The organism is Saccharopolyspora galaxeae, assembly GCF_016526145.1.
Classification (GTDB): domain Bacteria; phylum Actinomycetota; class Actinomycetes; order Mycobacteriales; family Pseudonocardiaceae; genus Saccharopolyspora_C; species Saccharopolyspora_C galaxeae.
In genome coordinates this window covers 381270-405626 of the sequence record NZ_JADDUE010000005.1, presented here as the reverse complement: position 1 = coordinate 405626, position 24357 = coordinate 381270, and the positions used below count along the sequence as shown (strand labels likewise).

The window sequence follows — 24357 nt, the reverse complement described above, 5'->3', positions numbered from 1 at the left end:
CCGTTCGCGCCAACAACCTGCGGCCACCGGCCGGAATACCCGCCGCCGTGCACCGTGTTGCGCGGGTGGCACCGCACCCGTGCCGCCGTTCCCGGCAAGCGTCCACAACGGACTTCCGGAGTGCGCGGAACTGCGGCGGCGAGCGGGCCTCGCGACGAGCGGTCCGCCCGCTTCGCCCGCGCCGAACCGGCGCGCGGACCGGCTCGTGCAGCTCGGCGCCCTCGCCCGCCCGCTTGGCGCGGCAGGCCCGGAATTGCGCGAATGACCGGTGATCCATGGAACAGAATTCGCCGGGAGGGGAGGCGGCGGAGCTAACACGGGGTGCGGCGCGGCCGACAACCGTGATGGAGGTGCCAGGTAGTGATGAGTGCGAATACGACGGTGCGCGAAGCCGGGCCGGACGGCTCCGGACGGGCCGGTGAACTGCCGACCACGCCGAGCAGCGTGGTGTGGAGCGGCGGCCACTCGTTCGTCCTCGAAGGCGTGGGCGGCCGGGCGCGCTGGGCCGGTGTCGACGACCGCGGCCGCGCCCGCTTCCTCACCGACGCCGAGCTGCAGCGGCGGGGCTGGAGCCACGCCCGTCGCTGAACGGAGCCGCCCGCGCACCCGGCTCGCCGCAGCCACGGCCGCCACGGCCGGTGCCGGGGGCGTGTGGCACCCTGACGCGAGTGGACGCCGAGCGTCCATCGGGCCGGAGGCGCAGGTGAGCGCCGTACGGCGGATCGCACAACCGTGTCAGGGAGGGCTGTGGTGCAGGACGCCGACGGCACCACGGCCGGACCGCGTGGCCGGGGTGGGGCGCAGGATTCCGTGCCCCCGGAACCGTCCCGGCATCCGGCTCCGGACCGACCGGAACCGAGCGAGCACCCCGAAGCGCGCGAGCATCCCGAACCAGGCGAGCAAGCAGCCGCGCAGCAACCGCCGGAGGACTCCGCGCAGCAACCGGCGGATTCGTCCGGTCCGGATGACGCCGAAACCGCAGCCCCGCCCGATCCCGGCATCGCGCACATCAAAGAGGTCGCCGCGAACGTCTGGGACGATCCCTGGCTGACCTGGCCGAACCTGCTCAGCGTGCTGCGCCTGGCCGGTGTCCCGCTGTTCCTCTGGCTGCTGCTGGGGCCGCAGCAGGACCTGCTTGCCCTGCTGGTGCTGGTGATCAGCGGGGCCACCGACTGGCTCGACGGCAAGCTCGCCCGCTGGCTGAACCAGTACAGCCGCGTCGGCGAGCTGCTCGACCCGGGTGCCGACCGGCTCTACATCGTCGCGACGCTGATCGCCTTCGTGCTCCGGGACGTGATCCCGTGGTGGGCCGCGGTGGCGCTGATCGGCCGCGACGTGGTGCTGACGCTGTGCTTGCCGGTGCTGCGCTGGCACGGGTTCGAGCCGCCCGAGGTGCACTACCTCGGCAAGGCCGCGACCTTCTGCCTGATGTACGCGTTCCCGCTGTTGCTGCTGGTGCAGGAGGACTTCGCGTTCGAGCAGGTCGTGCGCCCGCTGGCGTACGCCTTCACCGGCTGGGGCGGCGTGCTGTACGTGTGGGCCGGTGTGCTGTACCTGATCCAGGTCTTCGCGACCGTGCGGCTGGCCAGATCGAACCGGACCTGACCGCGGCGCACCCGGCCGCGGTGCGCGTGCGCTGCCGGTGTCACCCGCGCTGCGGAGTTGATCACGTCGCGGCTGCCTTGCGGTCCGCTGCGACCTCGACCTAGGCTCGCGGCGCCCGCGGCGATCATCGCGGGTGAGGCGGAGGCGCTGCGAAGTCCCGTCGGCCGAGCGACCAGGAAGGCGGGACCCAAGTGGCCCCGGAAGGGATCAAGTACACCGAAGACCACGAGTGGGTGCTGCGCACCGGCGAGGACACCGTCCGGGTCGGCATCACCGACTACGCCCAGCAGCAGCTCGGCGACGTGGTGTTCGTCCAGCTGCCCGATGCGGGCGAGGCGGTGCAGGCCGGTGGCGGCATCGGCGAGGTGGAGTCGACCAAGAGCGTCTCGGACATCTACGCCCCGGTCGCCGGCGAGGTCGTCGCCCGCAACGAGCGGCTCGACGAGCAGCCCGAGCTGGTCAACTCCGCGCCGTTCGGCGACGGCTGGATGCTCGAGATCAAGCTGGCCGACCCGGCGGCGCCGGACGCGCTGCTCGGCCCGGAGGACTACCAAGCCGTCATCGACCAGGCATGATCGTCGATCTCCGCACCGCGGCCGGATCGTTGTGGGACTCCCGCGTCTGCCACCTGGAACGGCGCGGTACGTTGGAACGCACTTGCACGACCCATCCGCGCAGAGGAGAGCTCAGGTGAGCCAGAACGACGGGCCCGGCGGCGTTCCGCCGGAGCAGTCACCGGAGACCACCTCGGTCTTCAGGCCGTTCCTGTCGGAATCGGAGAGCACCGAGAGTGCGGCTCCGGAGCCTGCGGCCTCCGGAGTCGACGCGCTGCCCGCCGGGTCCGCCCTGCTGGTGGTCAAGCGCGGCCCGAACGCGGGGTCGCGATTCCTGCTCGACCGGGAGACCACCAGCTCGGGTCGGCACCCCGACAGCGACATATTCCTCGACGACGTCACCGTTTCCCGTCGCCACGCCGAGTTCCGGCGCGAGGGCAGCGACTTCGTCGTCGTGGACGTGGGCAGCTTGAACGGGACCTACGTCAACCGGGAACCGGTGGACACCTCGGTGCTGGCCAACGGCGACGAGGTGCAGATCGGCAAGTTCCGGCTGGTGTTCCTGACCGGGCCGATCGACGGCGGCCAGGGACGCTGAAGGTCCGCGGCCGTTCCGCGACGGGGCGCCGCCCCGACGGCATCCGAGGCGATCGTCCGATCGCGGCACCGGAGGCGATCATCCGATCGCCGGGTGCGGAGCCGCCGGTCCGTCCTCGCCCGATGCCCTCCGCGAGGCTCTGACCAGCGGTTGGCCGTTGGGGCTGCGGTGTATCGTTGCTGTGGGCGTCGTTGCGCTGCAGCAACCGGCAGGGCGCGGGAACTCCCCGTTCGCCCGGAGCCCGCAGCGGGCGAACGATCTCGGCAGCATCGCGAACGGCACCGGCGAGCGGAACCGGAGTCGGTCGACGAACAAGGGCCTGCACCGGCGGCACCGGCGTTCGCGCGCGGTCCGGCGAGCAGGCGGTACGAACCGGAAAAAGCCGTTCAGCGAGCGGAAAATCCGGCCGGAGGCGATGGCCAGTGGTAGGCGTGTCCGCCGTATCGCGGGTAGCGTCGGAGGCGTCGGTGCGCGATCCTCGACCAAGGATGTCACGCTTCGGCGCGCTGGAGGAGGCGATGAGACGATGAGCAGCGAGATGCGCGTCGTCGGCGTGCGAGTGGAACTACCAGCCAACCAGCCGATTCTGCTGCTGCGCGAAACCGACGGTGAGCGGTACTTGCCGATCTGGATCGGATCGGTGGAGGCCACCGCGATCGCGCTGGAGCAGCAGGGTGTGCGGCCGGCCAGACCCCTGACCCACGATCTGCTCAAGGACGTCATCGGCGCCCTCGGGCGGGATCTGGAGCAGGTGCGGATCACCGATCTGCAGGAGGGCACGTTCTTCGCCGAGCTGATCTTCGACGGGGACGTGCGGGTCTCGGCCCGCCCGAGCGACTCGGTCGCGCTGGCGCTGCGGGTCGGGGTGCCGATCCACGCCGACGAATCGGTGCTGGACGAAGCTGGGCTGATCATCCCGGACGAGCAGGAGGACGAGGTCGAGAAGTTCCGGGAGTTCCTGGACTCGGTCTCGCCGGAGGACTTCCGGGGCGCGGATACCTGACCGCCCCGGTGCGCCACGACGGCTCCCGCTGCCGAGAGGCACGGGAGCCGTTCGCATTTCCGGCCCGGTGGCGGGGAATTCCCGGTGGGGTGTCCGCCCGGCGGGGGTGCGTCCGCGCGTCGCGTTGACCCGCCCACGGGGTGGGCTTACCGTCGTTGCAACGCGAATTGCTCCGATGTGATTTTCCAGGTCGGGCGCTCGCGGCCCGGTCGCGGGAGCTCCGGGGCGGCAGCCGCCCGGTGCGGTTCCCGGTGGTTCGCCGGCCCCGGTGGCCGGACGAGGGGAGGCAGGCGTGGTGGAGCGAGCACCCGGCGAAGATTTCGCGCAGCAGCCGGAACCGATGGCCGACCCCGCGTTGCCGGATCCAGCGCTGCCGGATGAACTCGTCGGCTACCGCGGACCCGCGGCCTGCCAGATCGCCGGAATCACCTACCGGCAGCTCGACTACTGGGCCAGGACCAAGCTGGTCGGCCCGTCCATCCGCAGCGCGGCCGGTTCGGGCTCGCAGCGGTTGTACTCGTTCAAGGACATCCTGGTGCTCAAGGTGGTCAAGCGGCTGCTGGACACCGGGGTCTCGTTGCACAACATCCGGCTGGCGGTGGAGCACCTGCGCGGCCGCGGGGTGCGCGACCTGGCGAAGATCACGTTGTTCAGCGACGGCACCACGGTCTACGAGTGCACCTCCGCGGAAGAGGTCGTCGACCTGCTGCAGGGCGGGCAGGGCGTGTTCGGCATCGCGGTCAGCGGTGCGATGCGGGAGATCACCGGCACCATCCACGAGTTCCCGGCGGAAAGAGCCGACACCGCCGACCCCGAAGAGCCCGTCGATGACGAGCTGTCCCGCAGGCGTCGGGACCGGCAAACGGGCTGAACCGGTTCGGCGGCTCCGGCCCGGGGATTTCGCGTGGACACGGTGCGTGCGCAGCGCGTCCGGTGCGTGGGACGTTCGGACGCGACGAAGATCGCACCGGTCGGCGCTCACTGGATCGGGTAGGGTGCGAGGCATCGCAGACCCCGTGCGGGAGAGTCCGCCGGTGATCCGGTCGCCGGCGGCGCCGAAGGAGCAAACCCTCCCCGACAACCTCTCAGGCGGCTGGACCGCACGGGCGAGATACCTCTGGAAAGAGGTGCCACCGGACGAGGTGGCGCCCGCCGACGGTGCAAGTCCGGTCCGACCGGGCGAAGCTCTCAGGCGTTCGCGATGCGGACAGTGACAGAGGGGGAGGGCAGCACACAACGCTGCCGCCCTGTGTCCGCTGCGATGAATGAGGTGTGGCGATGACGACCGAAGACCGGATCCCGCTGGCCGCCCTGGAACACGGAACCCCGTTCGCCGACCGCCACGTCGGGCCGCTGCCCGCCGAACTGGCCCGGATGCTGGACGTGATCGGCGTCGGCTCGCTGGAGGAACTCGCCCAGTCCGCGGTGCCGTCCGGCATCCGCGAGCGCGACCTGCACTTGGCGCTGCCGGAACCGGCGACGGAGGCGGAGGCGCTCGCCGAGCTGCGCGAGCGCGCGAGCCGCAACCGGCCGCACACCGAGATGATCGGGCTCGGCTACCACCCGACGATCACGCCGCCGGTGATCCGCCGCAACGTGCTGGAGAACCCGGCGTGGTACACCGCCTACACGCCGTACCAGCCGGAGATCTCGCAGGGCCGCCTGGAGGCGCTGCTGAACTTCCAGACCATGGTCGCGGACCTGACCGGGGTGCCGGTCTCGAACTCCTCGATGCTGGACGAGTCCACCGCCGCGGCCGAGGGCATGACCCTGGTGCGCCGCGCGGGCCGGAACAAGTCGCCGCGGTTCGTCGTGGACGCCGACACCATGCCGCAGACGCGTTCGGTGATCGAGACCCGTGCCGAGCCGCTGGGCATCGAGATCGTCGAGGCCGACCTCTCCGCCGGTCCGCAGGGCCTGCCGGAGGGGGACTTCTTCGGTGCGCTGCTGGCCTACCCGGGCGCATCGGGCGCGCTGCGCGACCACGAGGCGATCATCGCCGAGGTGCACGAGCGCGGCGCGATGGCCGTGGTCAGCGCCGACCTGCTGGCGCTGACGCTGCTGCGCGCGCCGGGGGAGATCGGTGCCGACGTCGTGGTCGGCACGACGCAGCGCTTCGGCGTGCCGATGGGCTTCGGCGGCCCGCACGCCGGGTACATGGCGGTGCGCAAGGGCATCGAGCGGCAGTTGCCCGGCAGGCTGGTCGGGGTGAGCGTGGACGCCGACGGGGATCAGGCTTACCGACTCGCGCTGCAGACCCGTGAGCAGCACATCCGCCGCGAGAAGGCCACCAGCAACATCTGCACCGCGCAGGTCCTGCTGGCCGTGATGTCGTCGATGTACGCGGTCTACCACGGCCCGGGCGGGCTGCGCGCCATCGCGCAGCGGGCGCACCGGATGGCGGCGGTGCTGGCCGAGCGGCTGCGCCGCGGCGGGGTCGAGGTCGTGCACGCGGAGTTCTTCGACACGATCGTCACGCGGGTGCCGGGCCGGGCGGCGGAGGTCGTCGACGCCGCTCGCGGCGAGGGGATCAACCTGCGCCACATCGACGCCGACCACGTGGGCCTCAGCTGCGACGAGACCACCACCCGGGAGACGCTGCTGAAGGTCCTCAGCGCGTTCGGGTTCGGTGGCGAGACGCTGACCGGGGTGGACGAGCTGGACGCGGAGACGGCCGACGCGCTGCCCACCGCACTGCTGCGCACCTCCGACTACATGACGCACCCGGTGTTCCACACGCACCGCTCGGAGACCTCGCTGCTGCGTTACCTGCGCAAGCTCTCGGACACCGACCTGGCGCTGGACCGCAGCATGATCCCGCTGGGCTCGTGCACGATGAAGCTCAACGCCACCGCCGAGATGGAGCCGGTGACCTGGCCCGAGTTCGCCGAGGTGCACCCGTTCGCACCCGGGCAGGACGCGGCGGGGCTGCTCGAGGTGGTGCACGACCTGGAGCGCTGGCTGACCGAGATCACCGGCTACGACGCGGTCAGCGTGCAGCCGAACGCGGGCAGCCAGGGCGAATTCGCCGGTCTGCTGGCCATCCGCGCCTACCACCACAGCCGTGGTGAGGCGGCGCGGGACGTCTGCCTGATCCCGGCCAGCGCGCACGGCACGAACGCCGCCAGCGCCGTGATGGCCGGGCTGCGCGTGGTCGTGGTGCGCTGCGACGACCAGGGCAACATCGAGATGGACCACCTGCGCGAGGTCGTCGAGCAGCACCGCGACGACCTGGCCGGGATCATGATCACTTACCCGTCCACGCACGGCGTCTACGAGGACACCGTGCAACAGGTGTGCGGGCTGGTGCACGACGCGGGCGGGCAGGTCTACGTCGACGGCGCGAACCTCAACGCGCTGATCGGGCTGGCCCGGATGGGCCGGTTCGGCGCGGACGTCTCGCACCTGAACCTGCACAAGACGTTCTGCATCCCGCACGGCGGCGGTGGTCCCGGCGTGGGGCCGATCGGTGTTCGCGCGCACCTGGCGCCGTTCCTGCCGAACCACCCGCTGCAGCCCGCGGCCGGTCCCGAGACCGGGGTCGGCCCGATCAGCGCCGCGCCGTGGGGCAGCGCCTCGATCCTGCCGATCTCCTGGGCCTACGTGCGGATGATGGGTTCGGACGGGCTGCGCCGGGCCACGCTGACCGCGGTCGCCGCGGCCAACTACGTGGCGCGGCGGTTGGACGAGTACTTCCCGGTGCTCTACACCGGCTCCGGCGGGTTCGTCGCCCACGAGTGCATCCTGGACCTGCGCCCGATCACCAAGTCCAGCGGTGTGACCGTGGACGACGTGGCCAAGCGGCTCGCCGACTACGGGCTGCACGCGCCGACGATGTCGTTCCCGGTCGCGGGCACGTTGATGGTGGAGCCGACCGAGAGCGAGAACCTCGCCGAACTCGACCGGTTCTGCGCGGCGATGATCGCCATCCGCGGGGAGATCGACAAGGTGGCCGCCGGGCAGTGGCCCGCCGACGACAACCCGCTGGTGCAGGCGCCGCACACCGCCCCGGCGCTGGCCGGTACGTGGGAGCACGCCTACACGCGCGCCGAGGCCGCCTACCCGCTGGGCACCTCGGAGGCGAAGGTGTGGCCTGCCGTTCGCCGCATCGACGGCGCGCGCGGTGACCGCAACCTCGTGTGCTCGTGCCCTCCGCTTTCGGCCTACGAGGCATGATCGCGCGGGGGTGAGCGGGCGACCGGCCGGATGCACTACGGTGGGCGGTTCCATCCGACCGCCTCCGAGAGGAGTGCAGCAATGCTCACGATCAGCGAGAGCGCAGCCGAGGTCATCAAGGTCGTGCTGGCCGGTGGTGAATCGGGCGAGAGCTCGGGGCTGCGGATCGCGCCGGTCGCCAACGCGTCCGGTGAGGGCGAGCTCCAGGCGGCCATCGCCAGCGAGCCGCAGGCCGACGACGAGGTGGTCGAGGAGTCCGGTGCCCGGGTGTTCCTCGAGCCGCAGGCCGCGTCGCTGCTCGGGGACAAGGTCCTCGACGCCGAGCGCGACGACAACGGTGAGCTGAGCCTGGCCGTTCGGGAATGAGCTGATCGGCCCGCCGCCGCGTGGTGGCGGGCCGATTTCGTTCGGATCGAAGTGCGGCTCGCTGGGCGGAGTCGCTTTGGAACCGGAGTTGTTCAGGGACCGAAGCCGCTTTCTGCCCGGAGCCCCTTTAGGACCCGGAGCCCCTTTAGGACCCGGAGCCGCTTTAGGGCCGGAAATCGTTTCAGGGCTGGGAATCGCTCAACTCGGAACGAGCTGCCTCGGCCGTTTCCGCCGCCAGCAGCCCCGCGCAGACCTCGATCAGCCGGGTGCGCAATCCGCCCGCCTCATCGGCGAATTCGCGTTGCCGCGCCGCGTATTCGGCGCGCCCTTCCGCCGTTTCCACCGCGATCGGTTCGTATCCGAGTTCGCGCAGGTCGTACGGGCTCGCGCGCATGTCGACCGCGCGGATGCGCGCGGCCAGGTCGAAGCAGTCGGCGATCAGCTCGGACGGCACCAGCGGGTCGAGCTTGTAGGCCCACTTGAACAGGTCCATGTTGTTGTGCAGGCAGCCCGGCTGTTCCATCGCGACCTGATCGGCGCGGGTCGGTTGCAGCGCATTCAGCGGCCGGGCCTGCGGGGTGAAGAATCGGAAGGCGTCGTGGTGGCTGCATCGGATCTGCATGGACTCCACGACTTCATCGGTGCCGCGGTGCCCGAGTCGCAACGGCCAGGAAGCGTGCCGCACGTCCTCCGGCGTGGTGCGGTACAGCATGGCCCACTCGTGCAGGCCGAAGCAGCCCAGGAACGGCCGCCGGTCTTGCACCGCGGTCAGCAGGTCCCGCACGAAACGCGCGGTGTCCAGGCGTTTCGCCGTGCGTGCCGCGGGGGACAGTGCGACGCCTTGCGGCAGCGCGACGTAGCCGCGCCGGTCCAGGAACTCCTCGCCGCCCGCGAGCGCGACGCCGAGGCCGGGTTGCCAGCGCTCCAGCAGTGACGGGCGGTGCGAGTAGTAGGTGAACAGGAAGTCCATCACCGGGTGCGGGATGCCCTCGCGCCGCCTGCGGCGATGCGGTTCGGTCCACTGCCGCACCCGCTGCCGATGCGCGGCTCGGCGTGCGCGCCACTCCTGCTCGGCAAGCACTTGCATAGTGCGGCCAGGATAGGCGAGGTCGGGTGGCCGTCCGGCGCCCCGGTGGGCTCAGTCCGCTGCCGGTCGCAGCGTGCCGAGGAGTTCGCCGAGCCGTGCCGGGATGGGGGTTTTGGTCCCGTCCGGGGCGCGGCAGGCGAAGGTCATGGTGCCGAAGGTGACCAGCTCGTCGCCGCGGCGGAACTCGTGGCCGAGGGTGTACGAAGTGGTGCCGACCTTGCTGCGCACCAGCTCGCAGGTGAGTTCGTCGAACACGTGCACCGGCCGCAGGTAGGTGGCGTCCGAGTGCACGCCGACCGTTCCCGCACCGAGCTGTTCGGCCAGCTCCGCCGAGCGCAGCCCGTGGTGGTGCAGCCAGCTGCTGTAGGTGCGCTCCATCCACGGGTAGTAGATCGCGAAGTAGGCGATGCCGAGCGAGTCGCAATCCCCGTAGGAGAGCTGGAACCGTTGCATCGTCGGCGGCGTCATCGGTTCTCCTCCAGCAGCACGGTCGCGGTGCCGGACAGCACGGTCCGCCCGCCGAGCACGTCGAGCTGCACATCGCAGGTGGCGACCCGGCAGCCCTCCTCATCGGCGACCTCGCGCACCGTCCCCCGCGCGCAAAGGTGGTCACCTGCGAACACGGTGCCGAGGTAGCGCAACCGCACGCCGCGCACCCGGTCCGCGCCGCCCGCCCAACGGCTCAGCATGTCCAGCACGTACGCCTGGTTCAGCGGACCCTGGTTGATCACCCGCTCGCCGAGCCCGAGCGCGCGCACCGCGGATTCGTCGAAGTGGATCGGGTTGGCATCGCGCATCAGCGCCGACATCGTCTTCATCTTCTCCGCCGAGACCGGGCCGATGCGGTGCTCCGGCAGTTGCTCGCCGGCCTCGGTCACTGCGCCCTCCTCGGGAAGATGATCGAGCTGGTGCAGCTCGCCGCCAGCGCGCCGGAATCCTCGTGCAGGTCGAGCCGGTACTCGACGAGGTCGAAGACACCGGTGCGCGAGCCGCGCTTGCGCCGCGCGGACTCGATCCGGCCGCGGACCCGGTAGGTGCCGCCGACGCGCAGCGGGACGTGGATTTCGGTGCTGGTCTCGCCGGCCATCGGGCCGTCCGACTCGGTGGCGCCGAACATCGCCCACAACTGCTCCCAGGACATGCCCATCGCGGCGGTTCCGGCGAGGAAGACGAACACCGGGCTGCCCGCGCCGTCCTCGGGTGCGGCGAGCGCGCAGTCGTTGACCAGTCGCACCCACCACGGTTCGAAGGTGAACTCGCCGCCGGGCAGTTCGGTGCCGACCAGCCTCGCCAGTTCGGCCTCGTCCGGGCTCAAACCGAACGCTCCCGGTCGGCCCAGTACGGGGTGCGCAGGTCGCGCTTCATCACCTTGCCGGTCGGCGCCTTCGGCAGGCTCGCGACGAAGTCCACCGACTTCGGCTTCTGGTAGGAAGCGAGGTGCTGCTTCGCGGTGGTGATGATGTCCTGCTCGGTGGCTTCGGTGCCGGGTTTGAGCACCACCACGGCTTTGACGTTCTCGCCCCATTCGTCGTCCGGGACCCCGATCACCGCGCACTCCAGCACCGCCGGATGCGCGGCGACGGCCTCCTCGACCTGGACGCTGTAGATGTTCTCGCCGCCGGAGATGATCATGTCCTTGGCCCGGTCGACGATGTAGACGTAGTGCTGCTCGTCCCAGGTGGCCACGTCACCGGTCCACATCCAGCCGTTCCGGATGGTCTGCGCGGTCAGCTCCGGCCGGTTCCAGTAGCCGATCATGTTCGCGTCCGAGCGGACCGCGATCTGCCCCGGCGTGCGCCCGTCGCGCGGCACCTCGGCGCCGTACTCGTCGAGCACCCGCAACATCCCGGCGAAACCTTCCCGGCCGCACGAGCGCAGCCGGTGCTCGTTTCGCCCGGCCGCCGCCTCGGCGTGGTCCTCCTGGGACAGGAACGTCATGCCCGGGCCCTCGGTCTGGCCGTAGCCCTGGATCAGCGTGCACGGGAACGAATCCAGCGCCGCCCGCACGATCGACGAGGGCATCGGCCCGCCGCCGTACTGGATGTTGCGCAGGCTGGAGAGGTCGTAGCCGGAGAATCCGGGCACCGCCATCATCCAGTTGAGCATCGTGGTGATGCCCAGGAACGCCGAGACCTTCTCCTGCTCGATGATCCGCAGCGCGCTTTCGGCCTCGAAGTTCATCAGCACCAGCGGGCACCCGTGCCGCAGGTAGTTCATCGAGAGCACGATCGGGATGTGGTACATCTGCCCGGTCAGCAGGTAGACGTCACCGGGCACGATGCGCTCGGCCACCGTCTGGTTCAGCCCGCCCGTCGCCGCGCTGTGGTGGGTGTGCAGCGCGCCCTTGCTGCGTCCGGTGGTGCCGCCGGTGTAGAGGATGAAGAACGGGTCGTTGCCGCCGATGCGGTCGGAGCCTTCGGGCTCGTCGGTGGCCGCCGCGGCCAGCAGCCGCTCGTAGCTGCCGTCACCGGACTCGCCGAACTCCAGCCAGTGCGGCACGTCGCAGTCCCGCTGCAGCTGCTGGGCCTGCTCGGACCACTCGGCCGCGGTCACCACGGCGCGCGGCGCGGCATCCCGGATGAGCTCGGTGAGCTCGCCGGTGGACAGCCGCCAGTTCAGCGGTTGCAGCACCAGCCCCACGCGGCCGCAGGCGAAGTACAGCTCCTGGAACTCCACGCAGTTGCGGGCCAGCACCGCAACCCGGTCACCGTGCTGCAGCCCGAGCCCGCGCAGGCCGTTCGCGGCGCGGCGCACCCGCTCGTCCAGCTCCGCCCAGTTCACCCGCCGCTCGTTCGGCGCGTCGTAGATCGCTTGTGCATCCGGGGTGAGCGCGGCCCACTTCGCCGGGATGAATCCCTGGTTGCTCGTCATGGCCGGCTCAGTAGGGCAGGTCCAGGGCGATGTGCACGGAGTCGAGCCGCCAGCCGTCACCGGTGCTGCGCAGCTCGGTCTCGTACCGGCCCGTGGTCAACGCCGTCAGCTGCCCGTCCGCGACGGAGAACAGCGTCAGGTAGGTCCGGGCGGTCGCGGTGTCGCCGCGCTCGTCGAGCACCAGGTTGCTGATCACGTGCTTGCGCTTGTCCTGCTGCGTCTGCGCGGTGTCGCGCATCATCCCGATGATCGCCGCGCGGCCCTCGAACGGGCCGATGAGATCACCGTCGGCGATGCGGATCGTGAGCACCGCGTCCTCGGTGAAGACCTCCTCGAGCAGTGCGAGGTCGCCTTCGTCGTAACCGAGCGCGTACCTGCTCAGCACGTCCTCGATCTCGCCGCGTGCCGTGCCGGTGGACATCGGCGCTCCTTCCACTGCCTGGCTCATTTGACGTTGGCGCCCGCGTCGACCGGGAAGGTCGCGCCGGTGATGTAGCGGGCCTCGTCGCTGGCGAGGAAGGCCACGGCGTTGCTGATGTCGCCGACCTCGGCCCACGGGACCGGCATCGCGTTGAGCGAGCGGTAGCCGGGCATGGCGTTCTCGCGGGTGGGTTCGACCCCCTCGGGCACGAACAGCCCCATCGCGCCTTCGTGCTGGATCATCGGAGTGTCCACATTGGTCGGATGGATGGTGTTCACCCGGATGCCGTGCGGGCCGAGTTCGTTGGCCAGCGTGCGCATCAGCCCGACGATGCCGTGCTTGGCCGCGACGTAGTGCCCGACGTTCTGCAAGCCCTTGAAACCGCCGATCGACGAGGTGAACAGCAGGCAGCCGCCCGCACCGTGCTCGATCATGCCGGGGATCGCGACCTTCGCGGTGTGGAAGACCCCGGTCAGATTGATGTCGATCATGTCCTGCCAGTGCTGGGCGGTCAACTCCCAGGTCGGCGCGAACGACGCGATGCCCGCGTTGGCCAGCACGGTGTGCACCGGACCGAGCTCGGCCACGCCGGCGTCGAAGGCGGCCTGCAGGGCGTCGAAATCGCGGACGTCCGCCTTGCGGGCCACCACCCGGCGGCCCTGTTCGGCGATCAGCCGGGCGGTCTCCTCCAGGTCCTGCTCAGTGGCCATCGCGTAAGCCGCGGTCGCGACGTCCGCGCAGGCATCGACCGCGATGATGTCGGCGCCCTCGGCGGCCAGGCGCACGGCGTGCGATCGTCCCTGCCCCCTGGCCGCACCGGTGATGAAAGCGACCCTGCCAGCCATGCGTTCCGCCACGCTGCCTCCCGCGTTTCGCGCACCGCCTCGGCGGGCGCGGCCGGACTCACTGCACTGTGATGATGGTTATACTGATTTTTCGCCGACTGCGTGTCAACTACCCCGACGCCGCCGAATCCGGGTGCCAGCGCCCGAACGGGCGCGAACGAGAAAGGGGCGGCCGCACGTAGCGGCCGCCCCCGAGGGGAACGGGTCTCAGGCGGTGACGTGGGTGCCGTCGCGGACCGTGCCCACGTACTCCTCGACCAGGTCCTCGAGCGCGACCACCCCGCGCGGCACGCCATCCGCGTCGACCGCGGTGGCCAAGTGGCTGCGCGCCCGGCGCAACGACGCCAGTGCCTGGTCCAGCCGCGCGCTCACCGGCACGTTCGGCAGCTGCCGGACCCGGCTCGGCGCGACCGGCGTGCCCGGGTCCGAGCCCGCCTGGTCGAGCAGGTCCTTGACGTGCAGATAACCCAGCAGCTCACCCGAAGCCGCGCGCACCGGGAACCGGGAGAAGCCGGTCGCGGCGACCGCCTGCTCCACATCGCCCAGCGTCGGGTTCCCCGGCACGCTGGTGACCTCCGGCAGCGGCACCAGCACGTCGGCCACGGTGTTCTCCACCGAGGACAACGTCTGGGCGAGCCTGCGGTGCTCGGACTGCTCCAGCAGCCCCTCCCGGCGCGACTCCACCAGCAGCTCGGCCAGCTCGGCGGAGGTGTAGGCGGTGTCCAGCTCGTCCTTCGGCTGCACCTTCAGCAGCTTGAGCACCGCGTTCGCCATCATGTTGAACAGCGCGATCAGCGGCCGCGCCAGCTTGACGAACCCGACCAGCGCGGGCACCAGCCACAGCGCCAGTCGTTCCGGCTCGGCGATCGCGAGGTTCTTCGGCACCATCTCGCCGACCAGCACGTGCAGCACCACCACGATCGCCAGCGCAATGGTGAACCCGACCGCGTGCACCACCGGTGCGGGCACGTTGAACGGCTCGAACAGCAGCTCCAGGCGGTGCGCCACGGCCGGTTCGCCCAACCGCCCGAGTCCCAGCGAGCACAGCGTGATGCCGAGCTGGGCGCTGGTCAGCATCAGCGAGCCCTCCTGGCTCGCCTTGATCACCGTGCGGGCGCGGCTGACGCCCTGGTCCAGCAGCGCCTCCAACCGGTCCCGGCGCGAGGACAGCAGCGCGAACTCCGCGCCCACGAACAGCGAGTTCAGCAGCAGCAACAAGATTCCGAACAGGATCGCCGCGGTGTCGCTCATCGGACGCCTCCCGCGGTGGTGCCGACCCCGCTGGTGCCGCCTGCGGCGGTCTGCGGCCGGCTCAGCCGCAGCTCGGCGATGCGGTTGCGGTCCATGCCGTTGACCGTCAGGCACCAGTCGCCGACCTCGACGCGGTCACCGGCCTGCGGGATGCGGCCCAGCTTCTCCAGCACCAGCCCGGCGACGGTCTCGTACTCGCCGTCGGGCATCTCGAAGCCGGTGGCCTCCAGGAGCTCGTCGGCGCGCAGCAGGCCGGAGACGATCCAGCTGTCCCGGTCCAGCGGCCGCACCGCGGCGGTCTCCCGGCGGTCGTGCTCGTCGCGCACGTCGCCGATGATCTCTTCGATCACGTCCTCCAGGCTCACCATGCCCGCGGTTCCGCCGTACTCGTCGACCACCAGCGCCAATTGCAGGCCGGAGCCGCGCAGCCGGTTCAGCAGCGAGTCGCCGTCCAGCGTCTCCGGAACGCTCGGCACCGGCCGTGCCAGCGAGCCGACCCGGGTCGTGTCGCGCCTGTCCACGGGCACTCCGAACGCCTGCTTGACGTGCACCACGCCGTGCACGTCGTCCAGATCGCCGCCGTGCACGGGGAAGCGGGAGAAACCGGTGCGCCGCGCCAGCGCCAGCAGCTCCTGCACGCCGGCCTCGGCAGGCAACGACTCCACCTGCACGCGAGGCGTCATCAGCTCCTCGGCGGTGCGGTCGCCGAAGCGCAGCGACCGGTCCATCAGCGTGGCGGTGGACTGGTCGAGGGTTCCGTGCTCGGCGCTGGTGCGCACGATCGAACCGAGCTCGTCGGCGGAGCGCGCCGAGCGCAGTTCCTCCTGGGGTTCGATGCCGAAGCGGCGCACCACCCAGTTCGCGCTGTTGTTCATCGCATCGATCAGCCAGCGGAACACCTGGGAGAAGCGGCGGTGGTAGCCGGACACCGCCCGCGCCGCCGACAGCGGCCGGGTGATCGCGAGGTTCTTCGGCACCATCTCGCCGAAGACCATCGACAGCGTCGTGGCCAGCAGGATCGCCAGGACCAGCGAGAGCACGGTGGAAACCGCGCCCGGCATGCCGGTGGCCAGCAGCAGCGGGCGCAGCAGCTCACCGATCAGCGGCTCGGCCACGTAACCGGTGATCAGCGTGGTCAGCGTGATCGCGACCTGGGCGCCGGAGAGCTGGAACGACAGCGTGCGGTGCGCGCGCTGCACGGCCTTCGCCCGCCGGTCGCCGACCTCGTTGACGTGCGCGTCAACGGTGCTGCGCTCCAGCGAGGTCAGCGAGAACTCGGCCGTGACCGCCAGCGCGGTGCCCAGGGTGAGCACGGCGACGAAAAGCAGGCCGAGGATCGAGAGCAGAATGCTCAACGTGGTTCACCCCCGCCGAAGGGGGGCGCTGCGGCGCGGACGCCGGATGCGGACGGCCCGCCGAACCATGTGCGGGAGCGGGGTTCCGCGGAGCGCGGCCGTGCGGCTGCGCAGGAACAGGTCGGGGAGCCGGGACTTCGACCCGGCTCGGTACTGCCGTCAGGGGACTCAGCCTGGGGCACCGAAGGTGTCACCTCTCGCGAATATCAGGCGTGTTCGCCGGATGTCGGTGAAACGGGAGAAATACGACGCCAGTATATCCGGATGGAGTAGCGGGAGGCAGCGCCTCGTGATCACGGCGACGTCCCGGCCGCGCCGCGACCGGCGGCGCACCGGGCGGGCTGAACCATCGGCGGCGTGTCCCGTGACCTAGCGTGCCCGGGTGGCGATGGGCGGGTCGGGGAGCGCCATCCGGACTTTTGTGAAAATTCACTCACGTTTCGGTTGGTCCACGCCAATCGGCGCAGGTATAGCCTGCCGCAAAATCACAGCAGCCGGACCCAGGCAGACCGGACCCAGGCAGAAAGGACGTGATCGTGGCTGACAACACGGTCGCGGATGCCCCGCAGCGCGGCTTCTTCGGCCAGCCGCGCGGGTTGTCCACGCTCTTCTTCACCGAGATGTGGGAGCGCTTCTCCTACTACGGGATGCGGGGCATCCTCGCCCTGTACCTGATGACCGAGGTGAGCAAGGGCGGTCTGGGGCTGCCGGAAGGGACCGCCACCTCGACGGTCCAGGCCTACGGCGCCTCGGTGTACCTCACCGGCGTCGCGGGCGGCTGGCTCGCCGACCGGTTGCTGGGCGCGCGGCACTCGGTGTTCTACGGCGGCGTGCTGATCATGTTCGGGCACATCGGGATGGCGCTGCCCGGCGGCTTGACCAGCGCCGGGCTCGGCATCGTGCTGATCATCGCCGGCTCCGGGCTGCTGAAGCCGAACGTGTCCAAGATGGTCGGCGACCTCTACAGCGCGCAGGACCAGCGCCGGGACGCCGGGTTCTCGGTGTTCTACATGGGCATCAACCTCGGCGGCTTCTTCGGTCCGCTGATCGCCGGGTTCCTGCAGAGCGAGATCGGCTTCCACTGGGGCTTCGGCGCCGCGGCCGTCGGCATGGCGCTGGGCCTGATCCAGTACGTGCTCGGCAGGCGCAACCTCGGCACGGTCAGCGACCACCCCGGCAACCCGCTGCCCGAGGGGCAGAAGGGCCGCGTGCTCACCCGCGCCGTCGGCATCGCGGTGCTGTTCGTGGTGGTGCTGGGCGGTCTGGTGGCCACCGGCTCGATCGGCCTGGGCGGGCTGGTCAACGTGGTCTCGGTGATCTCCGCGGTGCTGCCGGTCGTGTACTTCGCGGTGATGCTCAGCAGCAAGCAGATCACCAAGGTGGAGCGGGACCGGCTGATCGCCTACATCCCGCTGTTCCTGGCCACCGCGCTGTTCTTCCTGCTGTTCGAGCAGCAGGCCAGCACGCTGGTGCGGGTGACGGAGGAGGACACCGCGCACTCCGTGCTCGGCTGGGAGTTCCCGGTCGCCTGGTTCCAGTCGATCAACTCGCTGGCGATCATCATCCTGGCGCCGGTCTTCGCCGCGCTGTGGCTCAAGCTGGGTTCGCGCCAGCCCAGCACGCCCGCCAAGTTCGTCGGCGGTGTCGTGTTCGTCGGGCTCGGGTTCCTGTGGGTGGTGCTGTCCGGGTTCGTGGTGAACTCCGACGGCCAGCAGCTGGCGATCATGGTCGCGCTGGTGTTCGTCATCCTCACCATCGGTGAGCTGATGCTCTCGCCGGTCGGGCTCTCCGCCTCGACGAAGCTGGCGCCCGCGGCGTTCTCCTCGCAGACGCTGGGGCTGTACTTCCTGGCGCCTGCGCTGGGCCAGGGGCTCGGTGCGCAGGTGGTGAAGCTGTACTCGCCGGAGAACCAGGCGCTGTACTTCGGCGTGATCGGCGTGCTCACGATCGCCTGCGGCGGCTTGCTCGCGGTGTCGGTGCCGTGGGTGCGCCGGATGATGCACGGGGTGCCGTGATCGGCTGCGGCCGGAGCGGTTGATGCGGTTCGGGCAGCCGGCACTTCAGCAGGCGCGGGTGCCGGCTGCCCGGGCAGCGGCCCAACCGATGGCGGCCCGAACCGATAGCGCCGCTGCTGCTCACGGCGCAGCAGCTTGGCCCCGTCGCGGCGTCGTGAGCGGCGCGGCCCCGGGGCGTCAGCCGCGGGTGACCTGCGGGGCGCTGATCTCGCCGCGCACGTCGTCGAGCAGCGAGGCAAGCCGGTCCAGCACGCTCAGCGCGCGGTGCAGCGATGTCGGGTCCTGCGGCAGCGACTCCGCCAGGTCCCGCAGGTCCTCGGCCCACTTGCGGGCCGACTCGCGGGCGGTTTCGAACGACTGCCCGGCCTCGTCGGTCAACGCCTCGGCGGTCTCGGCCAGCGCCCACAGCAGCTCGGCCAGCCGTTGCCGGGTGTCCTCGTCGACCATCTCGGCCGCCTGCGGCAGCGCCACCGCGAGGTTGCGGGCCGCGTACGCGCATCCGCTGAGCATCGTCATCGACCGGTCCAGGCTGCTGCGCCGGGTGGACACCCGGTAGTTGACCAGCGGGCGAGCGCTCGACAACGCCTGGTGCAGCGCGTCGTCGACCTCCCGCACGTCTTCGCGCAGCACGCCACCGGCGTTGCCGCTGCTGACGTCGGTGCCTGCCGAGCGCAGGAAATCGCGCAGCGCCAGCAGGAACTTGTCCACGTTCTGGCGCACCAGCCGACGGGTGCGGGTGGGCAGCACGAACACGGCGGCCAGCACCCCGGCCACCGCCCCGACCGCGGTCTCGGCCAGCCGCAGACCCAGCGTGGAGGTGTTGAACGTGCCGAGGATGCCGTAGAGCGCGCCGAGCATCGTGGTGATGAAGAAGGTCAGCCCCGCGTACGACACGCCCGCCAGGTAGAACGCGAGGAAGACGCAGCACAGGATCATGATCAGCTCGGCGGTGGTGTCCCCGGTGATCCGCGAGGCCAGCAGCACCCCGGCGATCACGCCCAGCAGCGTGCCCGCGGTGCGCTGCCACGCCCGCACCAGCAGCTCGCCGCGGCTGCGGGCGCTGATGAACACCACGAACGCGGTGATCACCGCCCAGTACCAGCGGTTCGGGGAGATCAGCTGACCCGCCACGATCGCGATCCCGGCAGCGCAGGTGGCCTGCACGGCCGCGCGCACCTCGGGCCGTTGCAAGCCGGTCTCGGTCGGCTCTTCGGCGCTGGATTCGTCCTTCTCGCCATCGTCGCCGGTGCGCGGTCCGACCCGGCCGAGGTCTTCGTTGGCTGCGGTCAGATCGGCCAGCGCGGCGCCGAACCGCCGGATCGCCATCGCCAGCTGTGCGGCGCCGGGTCGCCGGGCCGCAGCGGCTTCCGCTGCATCCGGAGGATCCGGCGGCTGCTGCGGCGGAGTTGATCGCGTGGCCGGGACGGCCGAGTCGAGCGATCCCGAGATCCGCAGCAGCGACCGTCCGCGCGTGCGCGGGTCGTGCGGGGTCATCGGCGCCGGGGCCTGATCCGACGAGTAAGCCGCGCCGGAGTGCGCCGGGGAGCCCGCGCCGGAGTGCGCCGCCGCGGGCCGGGTCGACCAGGCTCCGCCGGTGCCGACACCTTCCCGCTCGATGCGGTCGGCCAGGCTCCGCGCGGCCGCCCGAACCTCGGAGGGATCGCTCTGCACCAGCGCGAGCAGCCCCGCGATCGCGTGCGACACAGCACCACCACCGCTGGGGTGGTCCAGCACGCGCATCAGCGGTGTGAGCGTGTTCTCCGCGGCGAGTTCCACCGCCAGCACCCGCCGGCGCAGCAGCTCACGGCCTTGCTCGTCGAGCCCGGGCAGCTCGGCGACGTTGTTCTCCAGCATCAGCGCCGTCTCGTTCAACCGCACCGAGCGGTGTTGCAACCGCCTGCGGTGCCGCTGCACGTCCGGGTTCTGCGCCACGTCGCGGACGTCGTGCAGCAGCCCGTGCACCTGCGCTCGCAACGTTCGCCGACCCCGTTCGAGCACGCCGCGCGGGTTGTCGCGCAACACGACGAACCGCATCAGGTAGGCGCTGAGCGCACCGGAGACCACCGCCAGCGCCAGCGCGGGCAGCTGCGGCAGCTGCGGACGCACGAACATGGCGAAGAAGTAGCCCATGAACGCGACCATCCCGAAGGCGAAGTAGCGCGAGCCGAACCGCCGGATGTAGGTCGCGACGAACACGACGGGCAGGAACAGCCCCACGTGCAGCAACGGCAGGCTGGTGGTGCTGGTCGCCAGCGCCAGCGAGATCATCGCGGGGATCGGCATGAGCAGCGTGGTCAGCTTGCGCTCGGCCTCGGTGTCGTCGTTGACCGCGGTGCAGGAGTTGATCGCCACCACCGCGGAGACCATCCCGACCGGAATGGGCTGCTGCCACAGCAGCAGTAACGGGAGCACCACCAGCAGGGTGAGTCCGGTGGCGGCCGTGACGCGCACGGCGTTGCGCAACCGGCGCAACGCGGGATCGGAGGCGAGGAAGCGGTTCCACCACTCGCTGATCATGCCCGCGCGCGCTCCTTTCCGTCCGCTCCCGGTGCGACCTTACGCCGCGCGCGGTGCCAACGGCCCGCTTGCCGCAGGCGGCGGCGCCGGGGTGGCCCGTCGACCGAGGTGGCCGAACGGTCGAGCCGGCCCGTCGATCGAGGTCGCCAGCCGCTCGCTACGGCTCAGTGCGCCCGGTGCCGCCGCACGCTCTCCTCGACCACGTCCAGCACCGGCCCCAGGTCGTCGGCGGGCAGCCCCATCGCCAGGTGCGAGACCAGCCCTTCCAGCACCAGTTCCAGGTAGGCGGTGAGCACGTCGACGTCGACGTCGTCGCGCAGGTTGCCGGAGTCGCGCTGCCACTGCAGCCGGGCCTTGGTGGCCGCGGTGAGCTGCTCCGAGCGCTGCGCCCACCGGGTGCGGAAATCGGTGTCGGTGCGCAGCCGCCGGGACACCTCCAGCCGGGTGCCGAGCCATTCGGCCTCCGGCTCGGCCCCGCCTCCGGGGGTGCGGTCGGCGAGCAGATCGCGCATCACCTGCACCAGGCCCTGCTCGGCGACGACGTCGGCCATCCGGGAGGCGTCGTCCTCGGCCAGCGCCAGGAACAGCGACTCCTTGTCCTTGAAGTGGTGGAAGATCGCGCCGCGGGACAGCGCGGTGGCGTCTTCCAGCCGGCGCACCGTGGCACCCTCGTAGCCGTGCCGCGCGAAGCAGCTCCGGGCGCCGTCGAGGATCTGGCGGCGCCTGGCCTGGAGGTGATCCTGACTGACCCTGGGCATCCATTGATCGTGGCAGCTCGGTGGTGCGGAATGCAATCAGTACGTACGTATTGTTGGCAAGCCGCACCCCGGTGCGGAAGTATCGCGCACGGACATCGCACGTCCGCACGACACCGCGCGAACGCCCCTCGTGGCCGATCGCCGCGCTGGCCGGAACCCGCTCGGCAGCGGACGGGTGCGGCCGGACATGGGCGCCGGTAGCGTCGGTGGCCGACCCACTACAGGTGGTGACCTGCATGACCGTGTCGATCGACCCGCAGACCGGCGCTCATCCGTCTGCCGAGGTTCCCAACTCCCGCATCCGGACACGGGCCGACGCCGAGGCCTACGTCGCGTCGGTGTGCTTCAAGCACGGGCCTCCGCGACTGCTCGGCGTCGAGCTCGAATGGACCGTCCACCACGCCGACGATCCGCGCAGGCCACTCGACGCCGACGCGCTGATCCGCGCACTCGGCCCGCACGCTCCCAACTCCCTGGTCCCGGACTCCCCGCAGCGCCCGTTGCCGAACGGTTCCGCGCTCACCGTCGAACCCGGTGGCCAGGTCGAGGTCTCCAGCCTTCCCGCGCATTCGATGCATTCCCTGTTCGACACCGTCGCCGCCGACGCGGAGCACGTCCGCCGCAGGCTCGCCGGCGCCGACCTGGTTCTGGGGGAACAGGGCACCGATCCTTGGCGCACTCCGCACCGGCTGCTGAACGTGCCGCGCTACGCGGCGATGGAGTGCGCGTTCGACCGCATCGGGATCGGCGGGCGGCTGATGATGTGCAGCACCGCGGGCGTGCAGGTGTGCGTGGACGCCGGCGAGCCGCACCGGGTGGCGGCGCGCTGGGCCGCGTTGCACGCGCTCGGCCCGGTGTTCATCGCGGCCTTCGCGAACTCGCCCCGGCTGTTCGGCGAGCCGACCGGGTGGGCCTCGGCGCGGACCCGGTCGCTGCTGCGCACCGACGCGCCGCGGATGCGGCCCGGTCCGGCCACCGCCGATCCGGCCGCGGATTGGGCGCGGCGGGTGCTCGACACCGCGCTGCTGTGCCTGCGCCGCGACGGGGAGGACTGGCGGGTGCCGGGCGGGGTGACCTTCGCCGAGTGGATCGGCGGGGCGCTGCCCAGCCCGCCGACGACGGACGACCTGGACTACCACCTGACCACGATCTTCCCGCCGGTGCGCCCGCGCGGGTACTTCGAGGTGCGCTACCTGGACACGCAGGGCGGGGACGGCTGGATGCTGCCCGCCGCCGCGCTGTTCGCGCTGTTCGCCGACGAGTCCACGGTGGACGAGGTGGTGGAGCTGGCCGCTCCCGCCGCGGGCCGGTGGGTCGACGCCGCCCGTTGCGGGCTGCAGGATCCGGTGCTGGCCCGCACCGCCGCGGACGTGCTGGCGCTGGCCGCCCGCCGGCTCGACGGGACGCACCCGCAGCTGGCGGGACGCCTCGCCGAGACCGTGGCAGGCCGCCTGGCCGCGGTCGGCGCTTCGAGCTGAACCCGCGCGTTTGGAATCCCGCGCGCCGGGGCAGCGAACAGAAGGGCCTTGGCGCGTTCCCGCGAAACCCTGGAGGTGATCCGGTGAGCACCGAGCCGCCGACCGAACGCCCTGCGAGCAGGGGAAACCTGGCCGAGCTGGGTATCGAGCGACTGCGTTCCCGCGCGGCCGAAGACCTCGTCCGCACCCGTGAGCGCAGCGCCGTGCTCACCGACAGCGTGGACGACGACGACCTCGTCCAGCAGCACTCGCCGCTGATGTCGCCGCTGGTGTGGGACCTCGCGCACATCGGCAGTCAGGAGGAGATCTGGCTGGTGCGCGACGTCGGCGGGCGCGAGGCGGTCCGCCCGGACATCGACGACCTCTACGACGCGTTCCAGCACCCGCGTTCGGACCGCCCGCAGCTGCCGCTGCTCGGCCCGTCCGAAGCGCGCTCCTACGTGGGAACCGTGCGGGACAAGGTGCTGGACCTGCTCGACAGCACGCCGCTGGAGGGCCGCAGGCTGGTGGACCGGGCGTTCGCCTTCGGCATGATCGTGCAGCACGAGCAGCAGCACGACGAGACGATGCTGGCGACTCATCAGCTGCGCAAGGGCGCCCCGGTGCTCACCGACGTGCAGCCGCCGTCGGCGTCCGAAGTGGACGGTCTGGCGCCGGAGGTCTTCGTGCCCGGCGGACCGTTCGTGATGGGCACCTCCACCGAGCCGTGGGCGCTGGACAACGAGCGGCCCGCGCACCGGGTGCACGTGGACGACTTCGCCATCGACAGCACACCGGTCACCAACGCCGCGTTCATGCGGTTCATCGAAGCCGGCGGGTACGAGCAGCCGCGCTGGTGGAGCGAGGACGGCTGGGCCTACCGGCAGCGCGCCGAGCTGTCCGCGCCGCGGTTCTGGCGGCGCGACGGCGATCGCTGGATGCGCCGCCGCTTCGGGCACGTCGAACCGGTGCCGGGTGACGAGCCGGTCATGCACGTCAGCTTCCACGAAGCCGAGGCGTACGCGCGCTGGGCGGGCAAACGGCTGCCGACCGAGCAGGAGTGGGAGAAGGCGGCCCGGTACGACCCGCGCAGCGGCCGCTCGCTGCGCTACCCGTGGGGCGATGAGGACCCGTCGCCGGAGCACGCCAACCTCAACCAGCGGCACCTGCGGCCCGCACCCGCCGGGGCGTATCCGCGCGGCGAAGCGCCTTGCGGCGCGCGGCAGCTGATCGGCGACGTGTGGGAGTGGACGGCGACGGACTTCCTGCCGTACCCGGGTTTCAACGCCTTCCCGTACCGGGAGTACTCCGAGGTGTTCTTCGGCCCGGACTACAAGGTGCTGCGCGGCGGCTCGTTCGGCACCGACGAGGCCGCCTGCCGCGGGACGTTCCGCAACTGGGACTTCCCGATCCGTCGGCAGATCTTCACCGGATTCCGCTGCGCGCGCACGCCGCGCGCGGGCGAGTTCGGCTGACCC

The 24357-nt window shown here is 71.2% G+C and carries 22 protein-coding genes and 1 riboswitch; of the genes, 11 read left to right on the top strand and 11 right to left on the bottom strand.

Going from position 1 to position 24357, the window contains the following annotated elements; genetic code table 11:
- Positions 1 to 363 precede the first annotated feature (363 nt).
- The 8 genes from INP57_RS14625 to INP57_RS14590 all read left to right on the top strand — a co-directional run bounded on the left by INP57_RS14625 (position 364) and on the right by INP57_RS14590 (position 8302).
- Positions 364 to 588, top strand: coding sequence for a hypothetical protein (locus INP57_RS14625; protein WP_200070735.1), 225 nt, complete (start codon positions 364 to 366; stop codon positions 586 to 588).
- Between the two features lie 411 nt (positions 589 to 999).
- A complete protein-coding gene (clsA, locus tag INP57_RS14620; protein ID WP_200070815.1) occupies positions 1000 to 1605 on the top strand; it encodes a cardiolipin synthase ClsA in 606 nt (201 codons plus the stop codon).
- A 191-nt stretch (positions 1606 to 1796) separates the two neighbouring features.
- A complete protein-coding gene (gene gcvH, locus INP57_RS14615) occupies positions 1797 to 2180 on the top strand; it encodes a glycine cleavage system protein GcvH (protein WP_200070734.1) in 384 nt (127 codons plus the stop codon).
- A gap of 115 nt (positions 2181 to 2295) precedes the next feature.
- Entirely contained in the window at positions 2296 to 2757 is a 462-nt protein-coding gene (gene garA / locus INP57_RS14610) for a glycogen accumulation regulator GarA (RefSeq protein WP_200070733.1), read from the top strand.
- A 526-nt stretch (positions 2758 to 3283) separates the two neighbouring features.
- A complete protein-coding gene (locus tag INP57_RS14605; protein WP_200070732.1) occupies positions 3284 to 3760 on the top strand; it encodes a bifunctional nuclease family protein in 477 nt (158 codons plus the stop codon).
- Between the two features lie 340 nt (positions 3761 to 4100).
- A complete protein-coding gene (locus INP57_RS14600) occupies positions 4101 to 4631 on the top strand; it encodes a MerR family transcriptional regulator (RefSeq protein WP_200070814.1) in 531 nt (176 codons plus the stop codon).
- 138 nt (positions 4632 to 4769) lie between these two features.
- Positions 4770 to 4871, top strand: a riboswitch (glycine riboswitch).
- A gap of 167 nt (positions 4872 to 5038) precedes the next feature.
- Positions 5039 to 7936 (top strand): aminomethyl-transferring glycine dehydrogenase, encoded by a 2898-nt coding sequence (gene gcvP, locus INP57_RS14595; protein WP_200070731.1) that lies wholly within the window; start codon positions 5039 to 5041, stop codon positions 7934 to 7936.
- A gap of 81 nt (positions 7937 to 8017) precedes the next feature.
- A complete protein-coding gene (locus INP57_RS14590) occupies positions 8018 to 8302 on the top strand; it encodes a HesB/YadR/YfhF-family protein (protein WP_200070730.1) in 285 nt (94 codons plus the stop codon).
- 181 nt (positions 8303 to 8483) lie between these two features.
- Here INP57_RS14590 and INP57_RS14585 read toward each other — a convergent pair whose 3' ends face one another.
- The 9 genes from INP57_RS14585 to INP57_RS14545 form a co-directional block, all read right to left on the bottom strand.
- A complete protein-coding gene (locus tag INP57_RS14585; RefSeq protein ID WP_200070729.1) occupies positions 8484 to 9389 on the bottom strand; it encodes a 3-methyladenine DNA glycosylase in 906 nt (301 codons plus the stop codon).
- A gap of 51 nt (positions 9390 to 9440) precedes the next feature.
- On the bottom strand, positions 9441 to 9857 hold the full coding sequence (locus tag INP57_RS14580; RefSeq protein WP_200070728.1) for an acyl-CoA thioesterase: 417 nt from the start codon (positions 9855 to 9857) through the stop codon (positions 9441 to 9443).
- Complete coding sequence (locus INP57_RS14575) at positions 9854 to 10267, bottom strand: MaoC family dehydratase (protein ID WP_307850083.1); 414 nt, start codon at positions 10265 to 10267, stop codon at positions 9854 to 9856. Before INP57_RS14575 ends, INP57_RS14580 begins: the two co-directional genes overlap by 4 nt.
- Entirely contained in the window at positions 10264 to 10704 is a 441-nt protein-coding gene (locus tag INP57_RS14570; protein WP_200070727.1) for a hypothetical protein, read from the bottom strand. The genes INP57_RS14575 and INP57_RS14570 overlap by 4 nt, the downstream gene beginning before the upstream one ends.
- On the bottom strand, positions 10701 to 12260 hold the full coding sequence (locus INP57_RS14565; protein ID WP_200070726.1) for an AMP-binding protein: 1560 nt from the start codon (positions 12258 to 12260) through the stop codon (positions 10701 to 10703). Before INP57_RS14565 ends, INP57_RS14570 begins: the two co-directional genes overlap by 4 nt.
- A gap of 7 nt (positions 12261 to 12267) precedes the next feature.
- The gene (locus INP57_RS14560) at positions 12268 to 12681 is read right to left on the bottom strand and encodes a nuclear transport factor 2 family protein (RefSeq protein WP_200070725.1); all 414 of its coding nucleotides are present in this window, start codon (positions 12679 to 12681) and stop codon (positions 12268 to 12270) included.
- Between the two features lie 23 nt (positions 12682 to 12704).
- Entirely contained in the window at positions 12705 to 13526 is an 822-nt protein-coding gene (locus tag INP57_RS14555; RefSeq protein WP_200070724.1) for a mycofactocin-coupled SDR family oxidoreductase, read from the bottom strand.
- 207 nt (positions 13527 to 13733) lie between these two features.
- Positions 13734 to 14777 carry a hemolysin family protein gene (locus INP57_RS14550; RefSeq protein WP_200070723.1) on the bottom strand — a complete coding sequence of 348 codons (1044 nt, stop codon included), beginning with the start codon at positions 14775 to 14777 and terminating at the stop codon, positions 13734 to 13736.
- Complete coding sequence (locus INP57_RS14545) at positions 14774 to 16132, bottom strand: hemolysin family protein (protein ID WP_200070722.1); 1359 nt, start codon at positions 16130 to 16132, stop codon at positions 14774 to 14776. The genes INP57_RS14550 and INP57_RS14545 overlap by 4 nt, the downstream gene beginning before the upstream one ends.
- Before the next feature lie 536 nt (positions 16133 to 16668).
- On the opposite strand from INP57_RS14545, the gene INP57_RS14540 reads away from it, so the two are divergent.
- Complete coding sequence (locus tag INP57_RS14540) at positions 16669 to 18147, top strand: peptide MFS transporter (protein WP_307850082.1); 1479 nt, start codon at positions 16669 to 16671, stop codon at positions 18145 to 18147.
- Positions 18148 to 18324: 177 nt separating this feature from the next.
- Here INP57_RS14540 and INP57_RS29580 read toward each other — a convergent pair whose 3' ends face one another.
- Together INP57_RS29580 and INP57_RS14530 are read right to left on the bottom strand one after the other, a co-directional pair.
- Entirely contained in the window at positions 18325 to 20664 is a 2340-nt protein-coding gene (locus tag INP57_RS29580; RefSeq protein WP_233627530.1) for an FUSC family protein, read from the bottom strand.
- Between the two features lie 164 nt (positions 20665 to 20828).
- Complete coding sequence (locus INP57_RS14530; RefSeq protein ID WP_200070721.1) at positions 20829 to 21422, bottom strand: TetR/AcrR family transcriptional regulator; 594 nt, start codon at positions 21420 to 21422, stop codon at positions 20829 to 20831.
- A gap of 236 nt (positions 21423 to 21658) precedes the next feature.
- Between INP57_RS14530 and egtA the strand changes: the two genes are divergently transcribed.
- Complete coding sequence (gene egtA / locus INP57_RS14525) at positions 21659 to 22900, top strand: ergothioneine biosynthesis glutamate--cysteine ligase EgtA (protein ID WP_200070720.1); 1242 nt, start codon at positions 21659 to 21661, stop codon at positions 22898 to 22900.
- 83 nt (positions 22901 to 22983) lie between these two features.
- Positions 22984 to 24354 (top strand): ergothioneine biosynthesis protein EgtB, encoded by a 1371-nt coding sequence (egtB, locus tag INP57_RS14520; protein WP_307850081.1) that lies wholly within the window; start codon positions 22984 to 22986, stop codon positions 24352 to 24354.
- Positions 24355 to 24357 lie beyond the last annotated feature (3 nt).

What these genes read in the sequence shown, in the direction of transcription:
- INP57_RS14625 (WP_200070735.1), top strand. Translation starts at nt 364, where the DNA reads ATGAGTGCGAATACGACGGTGCGCGAAGCCGGGCCGGACGGCTCCGGA.
- INP57_RS14605 (WP_200070732.1), top strand. Translation starts at nt 3,284, where the DNA reads ATGAGCAGCGAGATGCGCGTCGTCGGCGTGCGAGTGGAACTACCAGCC.
- INP57_RS14600 (WP_200070814.1), top strand. Translation starts at nt 4,101, where the DNA reads ATGGCCGACCCCGCGTTGCCGGATCCAGCGCTGCCGGATGAACTCGTC.
- gcvP (WP_200070731.1), top strand. Translation starts at nt 5,039, where the DNA reads ATGACGACCGAAGACCGGATCCCGCTGGCCGCCCTGGAACACGGAACC.
- INP57_RS14590 (WP_200070730.1), top strand. Translation starts at nt 8,018, where the DNA reads ATGCTCACGATCAGCGAGAGCGCAGCCGAGGTCATCAAGGTCGTGCTG.
- INP57_RS14585 (WP_200070729.1), bottom strand. Translation starts at nt 9,389, where the DNA reads ATGCAAGTGCTTGCCGAGCAGGAGTGGCGCGCACGCCGAGCCGCGCAT.
- INP57_RS14580 (WP_200070728.1), bottom strand. Translation starts at nt 9,857, where the DNA reads ATGACGCCGCCGACGATGCAACGGTTCCAGCTCTCCTACGGGGATTGC.
- INP57_RS14565 (WP_200070726.1), bottom strand. Translation starts at nt 12,260, where the DNA reads ATGACGAGCAACCAGGGATTCATCCCGGCGAAGTGGGCCGCGCTCACC.
- INP57_RS14560 (WP_200070725.1), bottom strand. Translation starts at nt 12,681, where the DNA reads ATGTCCACCGGCACGGCACGCGGCGAGATCGAGGACGTGCTGAGCAGG.
- INP57_RS14555 (WP_200070724.1), bottom strand. Translation starts at nt 13,526, where the DNA reads ATGGCTGGCAGGGTCGCTTTCATCACCGGTGCGGCCAGGGGGCAGGGA.
- INP57_RS14550 (WP_200070723.1), bottom strand. Translation starts at nt 14,777, where the DNA reads ATGAGCGACACCGCGGCGATCCTGTTCGGAATCTTGTTGCTGCTGCTG.
- INP57_RS29580 (WP_233627530.1), bottom strand. Translation starts at nt 20,664, where the DNA reads ATGATCAGCGAGTGGTGGAACCGCTTCCTCGCCTCCGATCCCGCGTTG.
- INP57_RS14530 (WP_200070721.1), bottom strand. Translation starts at nt 21,422, where the DNA reads ATGCCCAGGGTCAGTCAGGATCACCTCCAGGCCAGGCGCCGCCAGATC.
- egtA (WP_200070720.1), top strand. Translation starts at nt 21,659, where the DNA reads ATGACCGTGTCGATCGACCCGCAGACCGGCGCTCATCCGTCTGCCGAG.